Origin of the sequence: Rheinheimera sp. UJ51, assembly GCF_020819615.1 — a bacterium.
Lineage (GTDB): Bacteria > Pseudomonadota > Gammaproteobacteria > Enterobacterales > Alteromonadaceae > Alishewanella > Alishewanella maricola.
This window is the reverse complement of the sequence record NZ_JAJHOG010000003.1, coordinates 348479-368041: the sequence shown is the minus strand read 5'-3', so window position 1 is coordinate 368041 and position 19563 is coordinate 348479. Positions and strand designations below refer to the sequence as shown.

Genomic DNA, 19563 nt, shown 5'->3' with positions numbered 1-19563 from the left:
AAGTATTATAATTGAGAATATAGAATATTTTGTGTAAATATTTGTTTATCATAACGATATTCTGTTACCGAACATAATCATAAACTGCGTCGTGACAGGCATAAAATCTCGTATCGGCATTGTCCACTTTTTAGCAATCTGGTGTACCTGATCTGTACACGCTTACAGATGTGTCAAAAAATGTTAGTACGGATAACAGGGATGCTCACGCTAACCGCGCACTAAAATATCAATTCACGGCAAGATAGTGCTGTGCGTATTGTATTCAGTAAAATGATTCGAGACATTGCTACTGTGCAATAACAACATTGCTCCTCCGTGGTCTAGATGGCACTTTTCTCACAATACACACTCTGCCACCTTGCCTGTGCTGGCTTGGTTTGGGCGCTGTCCGCTCAACCTGCCCTTGCTCAAAACAGCACCGCATCTCTCGCTTATTGGACCGATGTGGTCCGCACCAAAACCTTCGATGAAAGTCAGGGCGTCTATGACAATATGATGAATGTTAGACGTTGGATCCTAATGCGATCCGGCCACTGCACCGAGCGTAATCGTCATGTGATTTTCGATATGCGGGGTAACGTTCTCACCTATTTGGACGATGCGGATAATGCGCTGCAAACCCAATTAAACATCAATCAAAGCCGTCAAGCACTTGTGCAACAAGGCAGCGCCTTAGCTTGGGTAGAAGGTAACAGCCAAACGGTCGGTTATCCTTTTGCTATAAGTTGCCATCAACCTCATGTTGATTTACCCCGCGCTATTGCCCGTTACTTAGGCGAGGCCCCAGAGGGGCGTTTATCTGGTAATTGGAATGGCATCAAGGTTGGCACGCCGCAAAAGCCGATGTCAATCCATGAAGTATTGCAAACGGTGTATAAAAAAAGAGTGCAGCAAAAACGCATTACTTTGCCGGCTAGCTTACTGCCAGATTTGACCGGCATGCTCATTATTGAAAGTGGTGGCGTGCGCGAAGCAAAATCCAAAGCCAATGCGCGAGGTATTTTGCAACTCCCCCCTTCCGCACTTAAAGATTGCAGTGTGCCGATCAATAAACAACTGCACAGTATTGCTCAAGTTGATTGTGCTTTATGGTTGCTTGAACGCAATCATTGCATGCTGCAACCGGTGTTTGCTGCCACCTTTTATCATTTACCAGAAGACAAACAAGAACAGCTTTATCGCTTGTTATTACTTCAGGCTTACCATGGTGGGCCTGGACGGGTGAAATCGTTGTTGTTAGATACCGAGTTAAACGCACCGGCGACTTATTTTGCCGCGAATCATCAAAACTTTAGTGCCGGTGATATCGCTTTTGGTAAGATGTTTCACAATTTAGGCCGCAACAGACTGGGTTTTGCTTCATTGTATTACACTGCAGATATCCGAATTGCTCAGCAACTGCTGCAATCCAAAAACAGTGCTTCGCTATTTCCTGGCTAGCAAAAACAAATGTTAACGGCATCCCCCTAAGCCTTTTACCGGTCTGAGGCGGCAAATAAGCGCTTAAACAAAATTTAATTGCTTAATAAGACTAGGGCTTGTTGACGTTTTCTCTTTAGATTTTGTTCGTTTGGCGATGTTTTGATCGCGAAACGAGGAGTGTAATTTAGTTATTCTAAATAAACGACAAGTGAAGCTACCGCATCCTGCTCTCGCCCCTGACCTACATCCATGTAAGCCACAAAGAGCAAAGCATCGCCAGACGAACCCTTTGGGCAGCGTGTGGCTGGCATTTCTACTGCGTTATACAAAATATATCCTATATTTCGCCTTCGGCCAGCAGAGCTGTTCCCGTTTGTTCCATACAAACGGGTCACTTGTTGATGTAGCATAACTACACCGCACAAGCTCTGCATTGTATAAATACCAGCCACTCAGCTGCAAAAACAACCAGCAAACGTCAACAAGCCCTATTAACATGGCCAAAAGATAAAGACACTTTGAATGAAGGGTGGCTTTATTAAAGGATCACTTCGCAGATAAACGGAGTTGAGCAGCTGAAGTTCTAGCATTTCAATCTAAACAACAGCTAGCACGATTCTTTGGCTCTCTGCGCTAAATCTTACACCAACTCACTTCAACTCTCGCGGCGGTGTAGATTTGATGTAATGCCGAGTTGTTATTTAATTAGCAAATATTGCTGCGCGGCGGTATCGGTTTGTAAGCCAAAATGCCCCAAATTATAGTTGTAAGTGGCGTTTTCACCCCAGATACTGCTGCTATGTACGCCATACACTAAGCAGCTGCCGGTAGAGCAAACCACCTGATCAATATAGCTTTTAATGGAATACACCTTATTACCAAAGCGCGTGCCATAAATGCTATCTAAAAACGGGCTGGAAACCGATAACCCCTTGCTGCCGCAAGTACTATTCCATACATTGTATGGATACACACCACAGCTCAATAAGCCCCGAAAAGCCCCCGCTATACCCACAAAGCTGTTTACTTGCGAGGCGATGGCCAATTTATCAATTTGCTGAGCGGCTAAGGTCGCGCCCATAGAATGGCCAATCACATCAATTTTACCGGTGCAAGACTGGTTTAACGCCGTCACCAAAGCATTTCTTACCGGTGTTTCCTCGGTGCCGTTATGGTCATTACAGGCCGCACAGGTTTTCGAACCCCAATCAGGTCGAAAAATATCACTGCTGGTGTAGCCTTTACTGAGTAAGTAGTTATAAGTGTTATCCCAACTGGCGGGGGTTGCCGTGTTGCCGTGTACAAGCACAACGGCATCAACACAAGCCGCATTTACCGCTTGGCTGAACATCAACAGTAACAAAGCCATTAGTGTTTTTTTGTTATATATGTTTAACTCCTGGTTGTTTTCACCATCAAGTTAAACAGTTGCTGAAATATTCACCATAACACTTTAGTGCTGCTCATCGAAGCAAAGCCTGCGGCCCTGTATAATCTACCAACCAATAGCTAAAGCCCCAAAAGCAAAAAAGGCCGCTGCATGGCAGTGACCTTTTTAGTACTGTAACCCTCGCTGCAAGCAAAACTTGCTGGCTCAGGCATGGCGTTAAGCCATTAGATTACAGCGATTTTTGAAGCTTGTGGGCCTTTTTGGCCGGCCGTTACAGTGAACTGCACGCGCTGACCTTCTTGCAGGGTTTTAAAGCCTGTGTTTAAGATTTCGCTGAAGTGTGCAAACACGTCTGGGCCTGAAGCCTGTTCAATAAAACCAAAGCCTTTCGCTTCGTTAAACCATTTTACGATGCCGGTAGTTGGAGTAGACATAAGAGTTACCTGTATTAATTAAATTAAATGAGCCTTAAATAAGGCGGTGCTGCTGCAAGAGATGTTTAAGCTTATGAATACAGGAAGGGATACTAACGGTAGTAACATTCAAGGTTTGCATAAAAAATGAACAAGCTAATAAAGCCTGCGTAGTGTATCGCTTTTCACTGGGCTGTCAAAGCTTATCCTATAAAAAACTGAAAATAAATTTTAAAGCTGTTGTAAATAAAACTTAAGCCCCACAACTAGAGGCTTTAACAAGCTTAGCCTTCAGCCTGCCACATGACATAAGTATTAGCCTGCTTTACCGCCGCCAACAATTTCAATTGAGGCTTTGCTCGAGTGGCCAGCGGCACGAGTGTGACCTCGCCTTTGGCAATCTCAGCCAGCTTGTTGCATGTCTTGCCATTTGCCAATTCAGTTATAAAAAAATGTCCCTTAACGCCCTTTAAACAGCAGTATTCCAGTCATCAGCTCAGGCTTAAATTAAGCCTTACTTAAGAAAACATCATGATAATGCCTGCTAAGTAGCACTTTTGTCGTTAATGCTTAGTTTGTATTTGCGCTTAGTCACGCAGAGGCATGCCAATTTAGTTTAACGCGGCGATGGGTTTAGTTGCCAAAGCATGTCACTTGGGCTTAGCGCTACGTAAATAGCCTTTGTCCTACTATATAGGGTGAGTGATAGTATGTTGGTTCGTCAGTTTTTCTCAAATCGCGCTATGCTCGGGCTACTGGTAGCCTATGCCATCCTGATGTGGGTGTTAGATTATGCCGGTGGCGATGTGTGGTTTGCTCGCTTTTTATATGCGTTAGAAGGCCAACAGTGGCTATTACGTGATCATTGGCTCACCCAAACCGTTTTGCATGAGGGTGCCAGAAGCCTGAATTATATTCTGGTTTTGGCTGTGCTACTCACCACCTTATATTACGGTTTACAAGCAACACGTTATCCAACCAAAGCGCGAGCCTACGCTGCGTTGAGCTTATCCTTGGCGGCCTCTTTTTTTATTGTCGCTTACCTTAAAACTATCACTAATGTGGCCTGTCCCTGGGATTTGTTGGCCTTTGGTGGCAGCGAGCCTTATATTCATTACTTGCAAATAAAACCGTCTTTTTTACCCTACCATCGTTGTTTTCCGGCGGGCCATGCTAGTGTCGGTTTTGCTTGGGTGGCACTGTATTTTTTCTTTGAGAAAACCGCGCCCACTTGGCGCTTTTCTGGCTTAGCCTTAGGGCTAGTGGCGGGCAGTGTTTTGGGTATGGCGCAGCAATTACGTGGGGCTCACTTTTTGTCGCATGATTTAACCACCCTACTACTTTGTCTAAGCTGTGCTCGATTTTGCTTTATGCTCTTTTTTAAAACAGAAACGTCACGGGTTGCTCATACAAGCTAACTTAGCCCCATGAGGTTAACATGCTGCGGTTGGCCTTAAAAACGTGGGAAGATTGAACGAAAACATTGCGTTATCAGGCTGAAACAGCCATGCTTAATTAGCTTAAATCGCATCTAACCTTAGCTATTACAGCAACGACTTTTGTGCAGTAAAAACCTGCCTTCTTATTTATCACTTTCAATGGTGTAGGCTCTATGTTGAAGCGTCGCTATGCAGTTTAACAGTATCAAATTCTGGTTGTTGTTGGTGATCAACAGCATTATTTTTGTCAGTTTAAGTATCACCGCTTATATTTCTTACAATAATGCGCTGCATGAGTTAGACGAGATTTACGATGCGCAATTAGCGCGAAATGCTCGCTTGGTAAGTGCCTTGCTGCATAACATTTCGTTTGACGACACCGAGTTACCTATCATCATCGCCGTACCCAACATTATTGACAGCGGCGAAAACCAAACCGCCGCGCAACAACGGCAATATTCCGGCCATAAATATGAACGCAAGCTAGCCTTTCAGGTATGGCAACATGACAACTTGCTGATGGAATCGGAAAATACCTTAAGCTTTCCGCCTTTGGTTAAAAACGAAGGTTTCCATGAATTATTTTATCAAGATGAATTATGGATCAGCTTTGTGCTGTATCTACCAGAGCAAGATACTTGGGTGGTGACGGCGCAGCGAGAAGATGTACGCGAAGAGATGAGTGGTCATTTAGCCTTAGCACAAATTAGACCGATTTTAGTGTTGCTACTGCCTTTAAGTATGCTGATTTACATTGTGATTAAATGGGTGCTATTACCATTAAAACAACTAGCACGGCTAGTGGCGGCCAAATCGCCTGAACAATTAACCGAAATTACCTTGGCGCAACCGGCCGAGTTACAACCGATTAAGCTAGCGATAAATCAGTTGATCCATCGCGTTGCCCATCATTTACAACAAGAAAAGCGTTTTACCGCTGACGCCGCGCACGAACTGAGAACCCCACTCAGTATTTTGCAGCTGCACTGTGCCAACTTATTGGATGCGAAAACACCAGAAGAAATCAAAGAGGCGGCAGCGTCGATCTTACTTGGCAGTAAGAAAATGACCCATCTAGTGAATCAATTATTGCAGCTTAGCCGCGTAGAGCGGATTGCCGATACCGCTTGCAGTCACACGCCGTTGTCGCAACTGTTGAACAACAGCTTAGCCGCATTACCGCTGCCGCTTTTAGAAAGCACAGAATGGCAGCTCACTGTGGACCCCGCATTGCGTATTTACGGCGAACCGTTTTTACTGAGTATTGTATTTAAAAATCTACTGGAAAATGCAGCTAAGTATGCAGAGCCGGAGCAGCAAGTTAGCGTAACGGCCGCTAAAAATGACGACAATGCATTGGTTATTTCTATCATCAACCCATCGCAAATTAAACCCGATGTTAACCGCATGGGTGAGCGGTTTTATCGCGATCCGAAACATCAATCTATCAACGGCAGTGGGCTGGGGTTATCTATTGTGATGCGGATTGTCGAGTTACATCACGCCAATATTAGCTATCAGCTTGCGGCGGATACCTTTAACGTCACGCTAACGTTCCCGCATAAAGAGTGCTCTAGCACGGCTTAAAAAGGCCTAGCAGAAGCTAGCCAACAACGCTTCACCGCGAAAACGGTTTATCTGCTGCAAGCAGATTAAATAAGCCCTCAGCCAAAGGTTGCTAAGGGCCTGGTTATCGACTAACGAAATCCCAGTTCATTCATGTAGCGATGGTATTGCTCAGATACCGCAGCACATTGCGCCATATAATCATCTAAGCTTTTGTTTAACCGTGCGGCTTCGTCATTCAGAAAGCGGATCACGAATTGATCAGAACCCGGCATTTTATGGGTTTGTTGAAACGTAATAATTTGGCTAAGGGCATCACACATCCCTGTCGCTTTGGCGACGATCATCATTTGGATGCGTTCATCCTTCTGCTGTTTTGCGGCTTGCGCCTCAGAAGCGATGCTTTGAAACGTTATACAGATAAAAATCAGGCTTAAAAATTTGCTCATGTTGATACTCCACACAGCTCATAACATTATCAGCTGGTTATAGCCTGTGTCAGCCGGCTTTACAAGCCCAGTTGGCGGGCGTCTAGGCAAACATAATCATCATGCCGCAGCGGCTTTACTCTGCATGCCTGTTACCACGTTGGGACGGGTTTAGCCTTATAGCGCTAAACCCGATTATCGCCGGCAATAGCGCCGCTTTATGAGTTTGAAAACTCGACTACCGTATCATCACGTAATAGCGTGGATTGAGCTGCCTCGTCCGAGGTGTCGGGGGTGATAAAATCAATTTCTAACGCGGCTTTTTCAACAAAATAACTGGGCAGTTCAGCTTTTATCGCCGGAGCAAGATTTTTAAACTCACCCACCTGTTTCACCAAGTTACCTTTGCCACTGACCAGTTGATTTTCAGCGGTGCTGTAGGCCTCAGTTGCGGTATCTAAGCCTTTTTTAATCTTTTCAAAACTGCTTAAAAAAGTATTCAGCTTTTTAAATACGGCCTCAGCTTTACTCGCCAGCGCCGCCGTATGTTTGTTTTGATCTTCATAGCGCCACAGCTGACGCACAATGTTCAAGCTGGTTAATAAGGTGGTCGGTGTCGCGACCAGCACATTGTTTTCGATAGCCTGCTGAAATAAGCTTTCGTCTGCTTTTAACGCTTCAACAAAAGCAGATTCTATTGGAATAAACATAAACACCATTTCCGGTGAATTCAGACCCGGTAACTTGTAGTAATCGCGATCAGCCAGTTCTTTAATGCGGCTAGCTACTGCGCTAACGTGCTCTTTTAAAGCTTGTGCCCGCTCAATGTCATCCACACTATTCACATAGCGGGTATAAGCATTCAGCGATACTTTGGCATCAATAATAAGGTGTTTACCCTGCGGTAAATAGACCACCGCATCAGGCCGCTGCCGCCCTTCACTGGTGCTGAAACTCACTTCTCGTTTGTAATCGGTACCTAGCTGCAAGCCAGAACGATCCAACACATTCTCTAGCACCAACTCACCCCAATTACCTTGCAGTTTTTTCTGGCCACGTAACGCGGTAGAAAGCTCATGGGCTTCGGTGGTGATTTTCTGATTTAGCTCTTTTAATGAGGCGAGCTCTTTGCGTAATTCACCTTGCTGTGAGGTTTCACGATGATGAATTTCTTGCACTTCTTTTTTAAAGCTATCAATCGATTGTTGAAACGGACTCATCACCGCACTTAATGACAGCTTACTGCTCTCCTGCAAAGATTTGGTTTTCGCTTCTAAAATATCGTTCGACAACACTTTAAATTGCTCTGCAAGGCTATGTTTTTGTGCCGTAAAATTGGCAACCTCACGCGCATGGCTGGCTTCGCGTTCAGCTTGCTCGGTTTGCAGTTGCGTATAAGCCCGATTTAATTGGCTTAATTGATGTTGCAGTGCGTCATGCTTGTCGGCGGCTTGGCTCAAGCTGGCTTTCATGTCTTGTAACTGCAAACGCGTTTCTTGCTCGGCCACTTCGGCCGCTTTAGCTTTTTTGCCTTCTTGTGATAACTCGGCTTTTAACACACTGACTCGCTCTCGCTCCTCTTGTAATTCTTGCTGAGTGTGCATTAACCGCTGACGTAACTCTGTGGCCATTTCACGCTGTGCCCGGCCCTCTGCTTGTGCCGCTTCGAGCTGTTTTTCGCTGTTATGTAAAACTTGTCTGAGCTTATCAAGATCTGCACGCAATAAGCTAAGCTGTTGTTTTTGCTCACTCGCCTCGCTAATTATCCGTTTTTCGTTCTGTTCAGCATGCTGTAATTGCGCGTGTAACCGGCTTTGCGTTAATTCCTGTTGGTGGGCAGCTAACTCTTGTTGTTTAAGCGTGGTTTGCAGCTGCTGATGCTGGGCATGAAGTTGCCCCAGTGCAGTGCGCTCATTCATTAATTGCGTGGCTAATTCCGCATTTTTTCGAGCAAAAATCGTTTTTGCTACTAAAAAACTGATTAACGCTAACACCAACGCACTTGCGCTCAAAACAACAATCAACTCAGGTGTCCACTGCAAAGAAAGCATGATTTATCCTTAAAATTCAGGGCTTGCGAAGATCCCAATACCATCAAACTATAAAGCAATCACACTGTAAATGCAGCTTCGCCGTTAAAATATGTTGGGCAAAACAGCCAGCAGCACGCCTTTGCGTTAAGGCTGTCATAAAGGCTTCATTTGGTTTTCACCATAGTGTCATCTGCAGCACCTGTAATAGCAGCAGATTTCGCCAGAGATAAAACAGATGAATACACGACAAAAATTAAGTTTATTAGATAATCAACTGTTCTTTCGCGTCAACTTGGTTGGCCAAATGCCGTCGATAAAAAAGCTCAGCTTGGCCTTATCTCGCTGTGGCGATGGCCCCTTGTATTTACTTTGTGCGTTATTAATTTGGCAGTTTGAGCAACACCAAGGTCAGCTGTTTTTTCAAAGCTGCTTACTGGCTTTTGCCATCGAGTTACCCCTGTACTTGTTACTAAAAAATGTCATTCAACGCGAACGCCCTCGCGGTGCCGTCCAGCATGGTTGGACACCGGCAATTCGTCCCTCTGATCGTTTTAGTTTTCCTTCTGGCCACACGGCTGCAGCCTTTCTGTTTGCTTGGTTGCTGGCGGCCTTTTATCCAGCGTTTACACCCTATTATTTATTGCTGGCAAGTGGCATTGGCCTATCCAGAGTTCTTTTAGGTGTGCATTACCTGACAGACATCCTTGCCGGTGCAGCCTTAGGCTCGGCTATTGCCCTACTGCTGCTGGGCAGCCAGCTTGTTGTAATATAAAGACACTAAACCCGATGAAAATACTCTATGGTGTGCAGGCAACCGGAAATGGACATATCACCCGTGCGCGTGCCTTGTTACCGGCATTACAGCAACAAGGCATCGAGGTAGACTTTTTATTCAGTGGCCGCTCTGAAGCGAAACTGTTTGATATGGCGATGTTCAAAGACTATGGCTGGGCTAACGGCTTAACCTTTAGTAGCCGTAATGGCAAGGTACAGCCGTTAAGCACGTTACGCCAATTAAAGCCTCTGCAGTTTATAAAAGATGTGCGTCAGCTCGATGTTAGCGCTTATGATCTGGTGCTAACAGATTTTGAGCCGGTGAGCGCCTGGGCCGCCAAGCGCCAAGGTATTTTATCAGTGGGTTTAGCCCGGCAGTATGCTTTGCGTCATCCGCTGGCGGGCAAGCAGTCGGTTAGCTGGTTAAAAGCTGCCGTCAGTGCTTTTGCGCCGGCTCAACACTATTTAGGTGTGCATTGGCAACCTGATTATCCGGATCTGCTGCCGCCATTATTGTCGGCGCCGGCCGTTTTTAATAAGCCAGCTAACCCTGCTAGCTTTGAACCTTTTATCTTGGTGTATTTACCTTTTGAACACCTTGCACAAGTTTTAGCTTGGCTAAAGCAACACCAGGCTTGGCAATTTAAGCTCTACACCGCCATTGAGGCGCCTTATCAAGATGAAAATGTCAAATTATTGCCATTCTCTCGACAGGCTTTTCCGCTTGATTTACACCACGCTAGCGGTGTTATTTGTAACAGTGGTTTTGGCCTGTGCAGTGAAGCACTGCGCGCTGGCAAAAAACTGCTGATCAAGCCATTAAAGGGGCAAATCGAACAAGCCTATAATGCCTATACCTTAGCAAATATGGCCAAAGCGAGCGTGTTCTCTGACTTTACGGCCAACATCTTAGACACTTGGTTACAACAAGAGGCTGCTCAACCTTACCCTTTCCCTGATCCCCTGCCCGCTGTAGCGCAATGGCTTAAACAAGGCTGTGTTCGCCCCGTGTCGGATGTTGTACGCCAAGCTTGGCAACATAACGAATAGACGCGGTGATGCTTAGCTTAAACCCGCAAAAAAGTTGATCTAGAACAGGTGGCCTAGCCAGTTTGCTGCTAAGATTAGTTAAACCTAATTAATAACTAATTAAGGGCAATACCAATGAGTGAACTTAGAACGGTTTCAGTTAATGCCAACATGGATACGGGCTTTGCCATTACCGGTGTCATGGATGGGCACACGGTTGTTATCGACCAACCTGTTGCCGCTAAAGGCAATGGCTTGGGCCCGACGCCGTTGCAAATGTTGTTATTTACCGTGGGCGCCTGTATCGGCACCATTGGTCGGATCGCGGCCTTCCAACAAAAAATCACCTTGCGCAGCATGCAAATAAAAGTGGATGGTGATTACAACCCTGCCGGCTTGCTTGGCAAAGCCACTGCTGATCGAGTGGGTTTTACGGAGATCCGCATCAGTGCCGTGATCGATGCCGATTTAACCGATGAACAAAAACAACAGTTTTTAGATGAAGTCTGTCAACGTTGCCCCTTGCATGACAATTTAACGCACAGCAGTATTGTGGTGCATAGTTTAGCCTAGAAATAGCCATTTTCTGGCAACCTGACGCTGTGCTTCGGTTGCCACTCACTTTTCACTGCTTAGAACTGCAAAGGCTCATAAAAAATTGATTGATAACACTTTTTACATAGGAGCTCACATTAGCGCTCGCTGTTTTAACCATAACTTTAACAGCTAAACTAATACCGACACTTAGCGCTAATACAGGCTATACTGTTTAAGCATTACTCGCTATTTTTCGGCATTATGCTAAATATTGAATGGTTTTCAATCACTTCTGGATGCATACTTTCATTGCATTTTTTAAACCTCATTAAAATAAAAGGCTGTTATGCGGATTGAAAAAAGATTATTGATTCTCGACGATGACGAATTAATCTGCAAAACCATAGCCGATGTGGCTAAAAAAGACGGTTTTACTGTTCGATATACCACGGATTACCTGACCTTCCAAAACCTGTTAGATAACTGGCTGCCCCATAATGTCATTATCGATTTGAATATGCCAACGATGGATGGCGTACAAATTCTTAATGCGTTAGCCGATCAGGGCAATCAAAGTAAAATCGTTATCTGTAGTGGTGTCAGTGAACGCATAATCGAAGCGGCAGCACGTTCGGCCAAGGCGCGAGGGTTAAATATTATCGGTATTTTACCCAAGCCTTTTTATGTCAAACAAATACGTGATGTGCTGCACGAGCCACTGCACAACGATAATAAACATGCTTTAAAAAACGTGTTGCAGCAGCAACAAGCCTACGATGTTAACGCTATAAAAAATAAATTAACGCATGCCATTGAGCACAACATTATCACCTTTGCCGTGCAGCCCATTATCAAATGCCGAACTCATCAAATTAAAGGCTTTGAAGTATTGGCGCGTTGGCAAGATGATGAACTGGGGTTTATAAGCCCTGATGTGTTTATTAAGATTGCGGAAAACCACCACTTAATTGACGCTTTAACCTTACTTATCTTTAAGCAAGCGCTTACCTGGTTCAGCGAACTGATGCAGCATTGCACGTTGCTGAGCAAAGAGCATAAAAACAAACTGACGCTGTCACTGAATATCTCTGCTTGCTCATTACAACAAGATCACATGGTGTCGGAATTAGCCAACCTGTGTGCGGATCTCACTATTAGCCCAAGCAATGTGATCTTAGAACTGACTGAAACGGCGGCAATGGAAGATCCGATCTTATCGATGGATTTGCTCACTCGGCTGCGTTTAAAAGGGTTCAGGTTATCTATTGATGACTTTGGTACCGGGTTTTCGTCAATGCTGCAATTAGTACGTTTGCCCTTTTCCGAATTAAAAATTGACCGCTCTTTTACCATGACGGCTTTAGAGGCGGAAGAATCAAAAATCGTGATTAATGCCACCATTGAACTGGCGCATCGTTTGGGCTTAAAAGTGACCGCCGAAGGCATTGAAGATGAGGCTACACTGGCATTGCTAAAAAGAATGAATGCCGATAATGCCCAAGGCTACTTTATTGCCAGGCCCATGGCGGCAGACAAAGTGACAGCATGGATTGAGCACAATACTCAGGCCTCGGAAGAGAAGCGGATCGCCATTTTAAAAGCCTATGAATTGCTAGATTCGCCCGAAGAAGAGCGCTTTGATCGGATCACACGTCTGGCGGCTCGCTTATTTAACGTGCCCGTCAGTGTGTTTTCGTTGATCGATACCAACAGACAATGGTTTAAATCTCGCAAGGGTACTGATTTAAAAGAAACACCTCGCTCAGTGGCTTTTTGTGATCATACCATTCGCGAGCAACATACTTTCATCGTGCCAGATGCGCAACAAGACGAACGCTTTAAGCGCAATAGCTTAGTCACAGGCTCACCCCATATTCGTTTCTACGCCGGTTACCCTGTTACGGTAACCGAAGGCGAATCTTTAGGCGCACTTTGCATTATCGACAATAAACCCAGAGCGTTCTCCGCAAAAGACAGCGCACTGCTAAAAAGCTTAGCTGAATTAGTCACCATAGAATTACAAAACTCAGCCAATTCGCACGCGGATCCGATCACCGGGTTGATGGATCGCAAATCTTTTGAGAAACGGGCGATGCTGCTAAACGAGTTGTGCCGTAAAGAAGGCTTAACTTATTTAATGCTGTATTTTGATTTAAATGGCTTTAACGAGATTAATCAGCAATACGGTCGCCTCACGGGTGAAGAAGTACTGCAAGAATTCGCCAACGATTTAAAATCGACTTTTCGTGAGTCAGATTTAATTGCCCGCTTGGGCTTAGACGAGTTTATCGTGGTCATGATCAGTAATCATGACATCGATGTAGAGCAGCTTATTCAAAGGCTACGCGATACCATTGGTTTTAAAAAACATAACTCGGCTAATTTACCCACCATTGCGTTTTCTTATGGCTCGGCTATCTCAAATGCGGCAAGACCCATGACTTTACAGCAGCTGTATCATAAAGCCGATGTTATGATGCATATTAACTCTGAGAGTAAAGCTAATCGCTTATTAACCCCTGATTAATGCCTAACGTTATGCAAATTAAATTGACTTGAAAACCCGCTTAAGCGGTCAAAGCGCTAGGTATATTCAACCATAACGCACCCGAGTAAACGAGCGATACCCGCAAACTGCAGCCGTTATTAATCACACAGCGGGATTTTTACCGTAAAGGTGGTGCCCTGCCCTAAGGTTGTCTCAAGCAAAATGTCGCCTTTCACTTCAACTAATAATGATCGCACAATTGAAAGCCCTAAACCGGTGCCTTCGCCGCGTTTTTTAGTGGTGAAAAATGGCGTAAACAAACGGGCCTTCGTTTCATCAGTAATACCGGTACCATGATCCTGCACCGCAACGTAGGCATAATGCTCATCATGCCAATGCGTTAAACGGATGAGTTTTTCGGCATAACCCGCCATCGCATCTTTCGCATTGTTAATCAGGTTAATCAACACTTGTTGAATGGCTGTAGTATCGATGGCTGCGCAGTGCTCCGTCGCTGTAATAGTGGCTTTGATCACCACGCCGTTTTTACGTAGCAATTGATCCATCATTTCTGCCACCTCTTGCACTACCGCAGGTAAATCGCATTGCGCCTGTTTATTTTCTGGCGGCGAGTTACGCGATAAGCTGTTTAATCCGGAGACGATTTTCATGATACGTTCGGCAGCGGTCATGGCTCGCTTATTGGTTTCCATCGCATCCGCTATGGCAGGGGGTTGCTCTTCAAAGGCAATCTGTTGTAATTCTAAACTGGATAAAATAATCGCTAACGGGTTATTAATTTCATGGCCGATAGTGGCGGCAAGCTCCCCCAACGAAACCAAGCGAGCTTGCTTGGTTGAGGCATCTAATGACAGCTGAATAGCCTTATTTTTAGCAATTTCTTCCGTGATATCCACATTAGTACCAATCACTTTTCTCACTAAACCATTCTCGGCTAACAACATATCAGCATGCGCCCGAATAGTACGAATGCCTTTTTTCGGATGATTGATCCGAAAGGAATGTTGAAAGGTTTGTTGCTGGTGTATCGCTCGCTCAAACGCTAGCCGCGCATTTTCTTTGTCGCTTTCAAAAATACAGGCGCTCCAACTCTGGTATTGACCATCAAAATGCTCGGCATCGACACCATAAATCTCGAACATCCGATCGCTCCAATACAAGGTGCCGGCTTCTGTATCTAAACTCCAGACACCAATATCACTGCCATCAGCAATCACTTTTAACTCAAGATGGCGTTGCAGTTTAATTTGTAATAAATAGGCTTCTAGCAGTAAAACTTGCAACTCTTCAATTAGCGATTTATCCAGCCAGGTCCAATTTTCACAGCGATCTTTCATCACTTCTGTCCAGACAGAGAAAGAGCGTCTTGGCGATAAATGGGTCTGTTGCTGCGCATCAGCGAGGGTTTTCTCGTAGGGATTACCCGCCCAATTGATCTGCGTGATGGCTTCTTTCCGACATAACAGCAAACAAGGTGCTTGTTCAACACTGGGATCTTCAGCGATTAATCGGATGACACACACCCCGGCGACATCGGTTTGCCGCTGCTCTGGCGGCAGTAGAGGCTTCAGTGAATCAATAAAGATCACATTATCAGGGTTAGATAGTAATGTGGCTTGTAATACTGAAAACGCTTCTGGGGTTAAACTGCTGCCAAAACCTCTTAGCTGAGTACCATCAAACCAAGCCACCCCATCCGCCCGAGTTAACTCTAAAATCTTGCTAGAAATGTGCTGATACGCCTTAGGGTTATCGATAAATTTTTGAATATCCCCGATGGTTAATGCTCGGCGCAAGCTGCGGTTTTTATTAAACAGCACTTTGGCTTCTAAGCGTTCAATAAACAAAGCACTCATCAAGGCGATGGTTTCGCAAGACAGTCGCGTTTCATGATTTAAATAATGCGGGCCGCGGTAATGATGACACGCCACCAAGCCCCACAGCTTGCCATTGACAATCAGCGAGATCACTAAGGTGGCTTGTACACCCATATTTTGTAAATACTGGATATGCAGCGGTGAGATCGCCCGAGCATCAATGCCTGTCATATCAATGGCAAAATCAACCGTTGGCGCCAGCAACAGGGGTACTGGGGTATAGTTTACATCGGCAATTAACCGCGTTAACTTTTTTTGATAGAGCGCTCGCGCTTGCACCGGAATATCAGATGCGGGGTAATGTAAGCCTAAAAAAGATTCCAGCTCTGGGCTTTTCGCTTCGGCCACAACCGAGCCATTCCACTGATCGTCAAACTGATAAACCATGCAGCGATCAAAACCAATGTAATCACGCAGCATTAGCAATAAAGTATTGAATAATTCGCTACGGCTTTTACAAGGCAATAAGTGAGAAATAATATGCTGGGCTTGGCTTTGGGCATCATCACTGGTGGCCGAGGTTTGAACAACCGCTTCTATTTCTATCGCATACCAGTTGGGTTGATCACTTAGCGCATGACAGCGTAAATGGTAAGGTTGTTGCTTAATGCTTATTAGTTGATTGGATACCCCAACTGCAGTGCAATTAACCTGCTGAAAACACGCTAAATCGGTAAATTTTTGTGTAAGCACCTGCGCGGAATTAAGCTGCATCTGCTGTAAAAAATTTTCTGATACGCCTTGAATGCTCAGCTTATCATCTAAAATAAATAACCAAGCAAACGGTTGGATCGCCCCTGGAATATGAATAGGTTCTTGGTCGCAATTTGCTAAGGTTACCGGTACTCGCTTGTCCATATCTAGCCTATTCTAATGAGCAACAAAGAAACACGATAACGGCTGCACTCAGGGTTAAGTACCAACTTGCCTGCGCTCGGCTAACTTGGCTAATAATTGCCCCACTCTAATGGGTTTGATTAGCACAAAATCGGCACCGGCATGCAAAAACTTAGCTTCATCCTCCTCTTGTGCAAACCCTGTCATCACCGCAATCATCGCGTTTACCCCAAGCGCACGAATACGCTGAATTAAACTGAGCCCATCCATCTGCGGCATCGCAAAGTCAGTCACCAATACATCGATGGCCTGTGGCTGTTTGGCTAAGAATTGTAACGCGGCTGAGCCACTGTAAAATACATTCACCTCATGGCCTTGATGATGCAGTAACTTGGCGAAGGTTTCAATGAATTGCACTTCATCATCGACTAAAACAAAACGTAAGGAGTCTGTTGCCAATGCTGCCGATGCTGGCTCTGTAGCCTCGGCATTATCTAAAGTCGTATCAGGAGATGTCATCGCGCGTTTTTTATCCATGTGATTAAGCTTACGCTTGTCCTTTTAAAATGAAATCCTCAGCAGTTAACCGCCACTGCTAAGGCTCATGCAAACTGTTGTGCTGTAAAAATTTACCTATGCCGCCTAATACTTCGCAGTTGTAATTGATAAACCACTTATTCAGCGGCTATGTCAGTAGCAACAGGTAATACACTGAACCAATCAATGATCTGTGAGAAACATCGTTGCGCTGCCAGGGTTATTGCGGTTGTCGAGAGCTGCTGCTTTGCAGCGTAAGTATTTAAATCCGCACACCATAACGGCCAGTGCGTTGCCGCCTGGCTTTGCTGGCTGAGTTGCTGATAATAAGCAAATGGATAATTCGTATTCAGTGCCGAAGCCCGTAAGCGAGCTAAAATAAACTGTGCCCCTAAACTGGCACCATGCCAAACGTAACTATAGCCCAAATAATCTTCGGGCGAACAAATTGTGGCGGCGGCTGGCTCGGGCAAACAGCAAGGCGCAGAAAACCCCGTGATATCTTGTTGTAGTGCGAGGCCATGATCGGCAATGTGAGCAAAATCCGGGATCGCATAAGTCTGTGCTGCTAAGGCAAATTGAGGTTGCCAGCATGATAACAAGGCGGCAAAACCGCTTATCACGGTTTCGTAGTGAGCCGCGCTAATATTTGCTGAGCTAAGCGCTTGAAATAACGCCAACTAATCCAGCTGCGTATGCTGTTTTAGGGTAGCACTTTTTAACTGACTACTTAGCGATAACGTCATAACATCCTTCACAGCAAACGTTTTACCCGCAACACGCAGCGGTTTAATTTACAGCTTGTGGTTTTTCAATACCCGCTAAAATGTCGTCTACCATCGCCGCTAACACCGCAGGCTCGGGTTTGAGCTGAGCATAGGTTTTAAGACCAATAATTTGCGCCTGTAAAGTGCGGCTTAAACGTTCAGGTGGCGCAGAAAGCACAGCGCCCTCTGCAACCGCCTGCTCAAGTAATGTTTTAAAAGCGAATTCAATATTTTGCAATAGCGTTTTAGCCAATTCGGCTAAAGCCGAGCCTTCTGCGCTTAATTCGGCCACTGTTTTTACTAACATACACACTTGGCTTGGTTCATGCTGCGAACCGAGCACTTGCGAACGGACAAACTGTTTTAACGTTTCCAGCGCCGACTGATGTTGCGCTTGTGCTGATGCAAAGGCCTGCTGCCCTTTTTCTGCATAATGTAATAATGCTTCGTGATACAAGCTTTCTTTATCACCAAAACTGGCATACAAGCTGCCTGGTCGTAAATTTACCGCATCCAACAGATCTCGCATCGAGGTTCCATTAAAACCACGCTGCCAAAACAATTGTTGCGCTTTGCTGATCACCTCGGCGCGGTCAAATTTTATCGAATTGGCCATCTTGCCCTCGTCTTAAACAGGTAAAAAAATAACTTTGAACACTTGCTCAACTTGCTTTATAGTACCTCGCCTGCGTTACCAAGTAAATTAACATTTACCGTCTCGCCGACTTACGATATCAAACTAGGAGCCAAGATGTCAGAACAAAACCTCAGATCCTTGCAGCCAAGATTACAATGGTCTTTATTGTCACTGCGCTTAGGCGTATTTATTGTCATGTTAATGTGGACGCTAGACAAATTTGTTAACCCGGCACACAGCGCTGCGGTGTTTGGCAAATTTTATGCTTTGCCCGGTTTAACTGCCGATATTTTTACCGTTCTTGGCGTATTGCAGCTGATTTTAGTATTAGCATTTGTGGTCGGTTTTAAGAAGCGCATTACCTACGGCATTATTTTACTGATGCACAGTGGTTCAACTTTCTCAAGCTATGCACAATACTTAGACGGCTTTAATAACCTGTTATTCTTCGCAGCATGGCCGATGCTAGCCGCTTGTTTAGCCTTGTATCTGCTTCGAGATGCCGACACTAAATTTACCCTGGGTAAATAAATTATTTCTTAACCGGTTTATCGTTTCGAGTTGTGTCTTTAACACGGCGAAACGGTAAGCTGAGTAAGAAAGCTAAACCGGTATTTTGCTCAGGTTTCAGATATTGCACCAAACCAATATCTAATTGCGCATCGCTTTTCCGTGCTTTTTCACAATAACTGCCAAACAAACGATCCCAAACGGATAAATTAAAGCCGTAATTACTGTTGGTTTCAACAACACGCTGACTGTGATGAATACGATGCATCTGCTGCGTCACGATAAACCAACGCAGTGGCCGCTCAATCATCGCCGGTAAACGAATATTGCTGTGATTAAAAATCGCGCTGGCATTTAAAATAATTTCAAATAACAGCACCGCAAGCGCCGGTACGCCCAGTAAAAATACCAAGAACAACTTAATAAAGTAACTGAGCAGAATTTCTAGTGGATGAAAGCGCAAGCCACTGGTGCTATCAATATGCGGATCAGCATGATGTACTTGATGTAAGCGCCAAAGCAGGGGTATACGGTGAAATAATCGGTGTTGCCAGTAAATAGCCATATCTAAAAAAAGCACGCTCACCAACACCATTAGCCAATACGGCATGGCGAACAGATACCACAGGCCAAGACTTTGCTGCTGATTTACCTGCGCCAGTGCTACTAAGCTAATTGGCGCTAATAAACGCATCAACAACGTGCCAGAAACCATTAACAACAAATTTGTACGCCAACGCCAAGACCGACCTACCGGATCACGCCGGGCCGGTGCTAACGCTTCCCACAGCATCATCAGCAACAACATGCCTAAAAATATTCCGAGCCGATAATAGTGCTCATGCGCCATGCTGC

Annotated in this window: 18 protein-coding genes; 8 read left to right on the top strand and 10 right to left on the bottom strand. The window is 45.0% G+C overall.

Features of this window, described 5'->3' with window-relative positions; translation table 11 throughout:
- The first annotated feature begins 327 nt into the window (after nt 1-327).
- The gene (locus LMJ53_RS05675) at nt 328-1443 is read left to right on the top strand and encodes a transglycosylase SLT domain-containing protein (RefSeq protein ID WP_229585199.1); all 1116 of its coding nucleotides are present in this window, start codon (nt 328-330) and stop codon (nt 1441-1443) included.
- Nucleotides 1444-1613: 170 nt separating this feature from the next.
- On the opposite strand, the gene LMJ53_RS05670 is transcribed toward LMJ53_RS05675, so the two are convergent.
- From LMJ53_RS05670 to LMJ53_RS05660, 3 genes are all read right to left on the bottom strand, one after another.
- Nucleotides 1614-1754, bottom strand: coding sequence for a hypothetical protein (locus LMJ53_RS05670; protein ID WP_229585198.1), 141 nt, complete (start codon nt 1752-1754; stop codon nt 1614-1616).
- 368 nt (nt 1755-2122) lie between these two features.
- Complete coding sequence (locus LMJ53_RS05665; RefSeq protein ID WP_229585197.1) at nt 2123-2794, bottom strand: alpha/beta fold hydrolase; 672 nt, start codon at nt 2792-2794, stop codon at nt 2123-2125.
- Between the two features lie 245 nt (nt 2795-3039).
- The gene (locus tag LMJ53_RS05660) at nt 3040-3249 is read right to left on the bottom strand and encodes a cold-shock protein (RefSeq protein ID WP_229585196.1); all 210 of its coding nucleotides are present in this window, start codon (nt 3247-3249) and stop codon (nt 3040-3042) included.
- Between the two features lie 689 nt (nt 3250-3938).
- On the opposite strand from LMJ53_RS05660, the gene LMJ53_RS05655 reads away from it, so the two are divergent.
- Together LMJ53_RS05655 and LMJ53_RS05650 are read left to right on the top strand one after the other, a co-directional pair.
- A complete protein-coding gene (locus LMJ53_RS05655; protein ID WP_229585195.1) occupies nt 3939-4646 on the top strand; it encodes a phosphatase PAP2 family protein in 708 nt (235 codons plus the stop codon).
- A gap of 210 nt (nt 4647-4856) precedes the next feature.
- Nucleotides 4857-6254, top strand: a complete 1398-nt coding sequence (locus LMJ53_RS05650) for a histidine kinase dimerization/phospho-acceptor domain-containing protein (RefSeq protein WP_229585194.1) — start codon at nt 4857-4859, stop codon at nt 6252-6254.
- Between the two features lie 110 nt (nt 6255-6364).
- Here LMJ53_RS05650 and LMJ53_RS05645 read toward each other — a convergent pair whose 3' ends face one another.
- Nucleotides 6365-6682, bottom strand: a complete 318-nt coding sequence (locus LMJ53_RS05645) for a hypothetical protein (RefSeq protein ID WP_229585193.1) — start codon at nt 6680-6682, stop codon at nt 6365-6367.
- A 197-nt stretch (nt 6683-6879) separates the two neighbouring features.
- The gene (rmuC, locus tag LMJ53_RS05640) at nt 6880-8712 is read right to left on the bottom strand and encodes a DNA recombination protein RmuC (protein WP_229585192.1); all 1833 of its coding nucleotides are present in this window, start codon (nt 8710-8712) and stop codon (nt 6880-6882) included.
- 217 nt (nt 8713-8929) lie between these two features.
- On the opposite strand from rmuC, the gene LMJ53_RS05635 reads away from it, so the two are divergent.
- The 4 genes from LMJ53_RS05635 to LMJ53_RS05620 all read left to right on the top strand — a co-directional run bounded on the left by LMJ53_RS05635 (nt 8930) and on the right by LMJ53_RS05620 (nt 13561).
- Entirely contained in the window at nt 8930-9466 is a 537-nt protein-coding gene (locus LMJ53_RS05635; RefSeq protein WP_229585191.1) for a phosphatase PAP2 family protein, read from the top strand.
- Nucleotides 9467-9480: 14 nt separating this feature from the next.
- On the top strand, nt 9481-10518 hold the full coding sequence (locus LMJ53_RS05630) for a glycosyltransferase family protein (protein WP_229585190.1): 1038 nt from the start codon (nt 9481-9483) through the stop codon (nt 10516-10518).
- A gap of 114 nt (nt 10519-10632) precedes the next feature.
- Complete coding sequence (locus LMJ53_RS05625; protein WP_229585189.1) at nt 10633-11070, top strand: OsmC family protein; 438 nt, start codon at nt 10633-10635, stop codon at nt 11068-11070.
- 310 nt (nt 11071-11380) lie between these two features.
- A complete protein-coding gene (locus LMJ53_RS05620) occupies nt 11381-13561 on the top strand; it encodes an EAL domain-containing protein (RefSeq protein WP_229585188.1) in 2181 nt (726 codons plus the stop codon).
- Nucleotides 13562-13680: 119 nt separating this feature from the next.
- On the opposite strand, the gene LMJ53_RS05615 is transcribed toward LMJ53_RS05620, so the two are convergent.
- The 4 genes from LMJ53_RS05615 to LMJ53_RS05600 form a co-directional block, all read right to left on the bottom strand.
- Nucleotides 13681-16278, bottom strand: coding sequence for an ATP-binding protein (locus LMJ53_RS05615; protein ID WP_229585187.1), 2598 nt, complete (start codon nt 16276-16278; stop codon nt 13681-13683).
- Between the two features lie 54 nt (nt 16279-16332).
- A complete protein-coding gene (locus LMJ53_RS05610; protein ID WP_229585186.1) occupies nt 16333-16794 on the bottom strand; it encodes a response regulator in 462 nt (153 codons plus the stop codon).
- 137 nt (nt 16795-16931) lie between these two features.
- Nucleotides 16932-17474, bottom strand: coding sequence for a biliverdin-producing heme oxygenase (locus LMJ53_RS05605; protein WP_229585185.1), 543 nt, complete (start codon nt 17472-17474; stop codon nt 16932-16934).
- Between the two features lie 109 nt (nt 17475-17583).
- On the bottom strand, nt 17584-18177 hold the full coding sequence (locus LMJ53_RS05600; protein WP_229585184.1) for a TetR/AcrR family transcriptional regulator: 594 nt from the start codon (nt 18175-18177) through the stop codon (nt 17584-17586).
- A gap of 135 nt (nt 18178-18312) precedes the next feature.
- Here LMJ53_RS05600 and LMJ53_RS05595 point away from each other — a divergent pair, with 135 nt between their 5' ends.
- Nucleotides 18313-18729: a hypothetical protein gene (locus tag LMJ53_RS05595; protein ID WP_226750892.1), complete on the top strand. Its 417-nt coding sequence runs from the start codon at nt 18313-18315 to the stop codon at nt 18727-18729.
- Nucleotide 18730: 1 nt separating this feature from the next.
- On the opposite strand, the gene LMJ53_RS05590 is transcribed toward LMJ53_RS05595, so the two are convergent.
- Complete coding sequence (locus tag LMJ53_RS05590) at nt 18731-19558, bottom strand: sterol desaturase family protein (protein ID WP_229585183.1); 828 nt, start codon at nt 19556-19558, stop codon at nt 18731-18733.
- Nucleotides 19559-19563 lie beyond the last annotated feature (5 nt).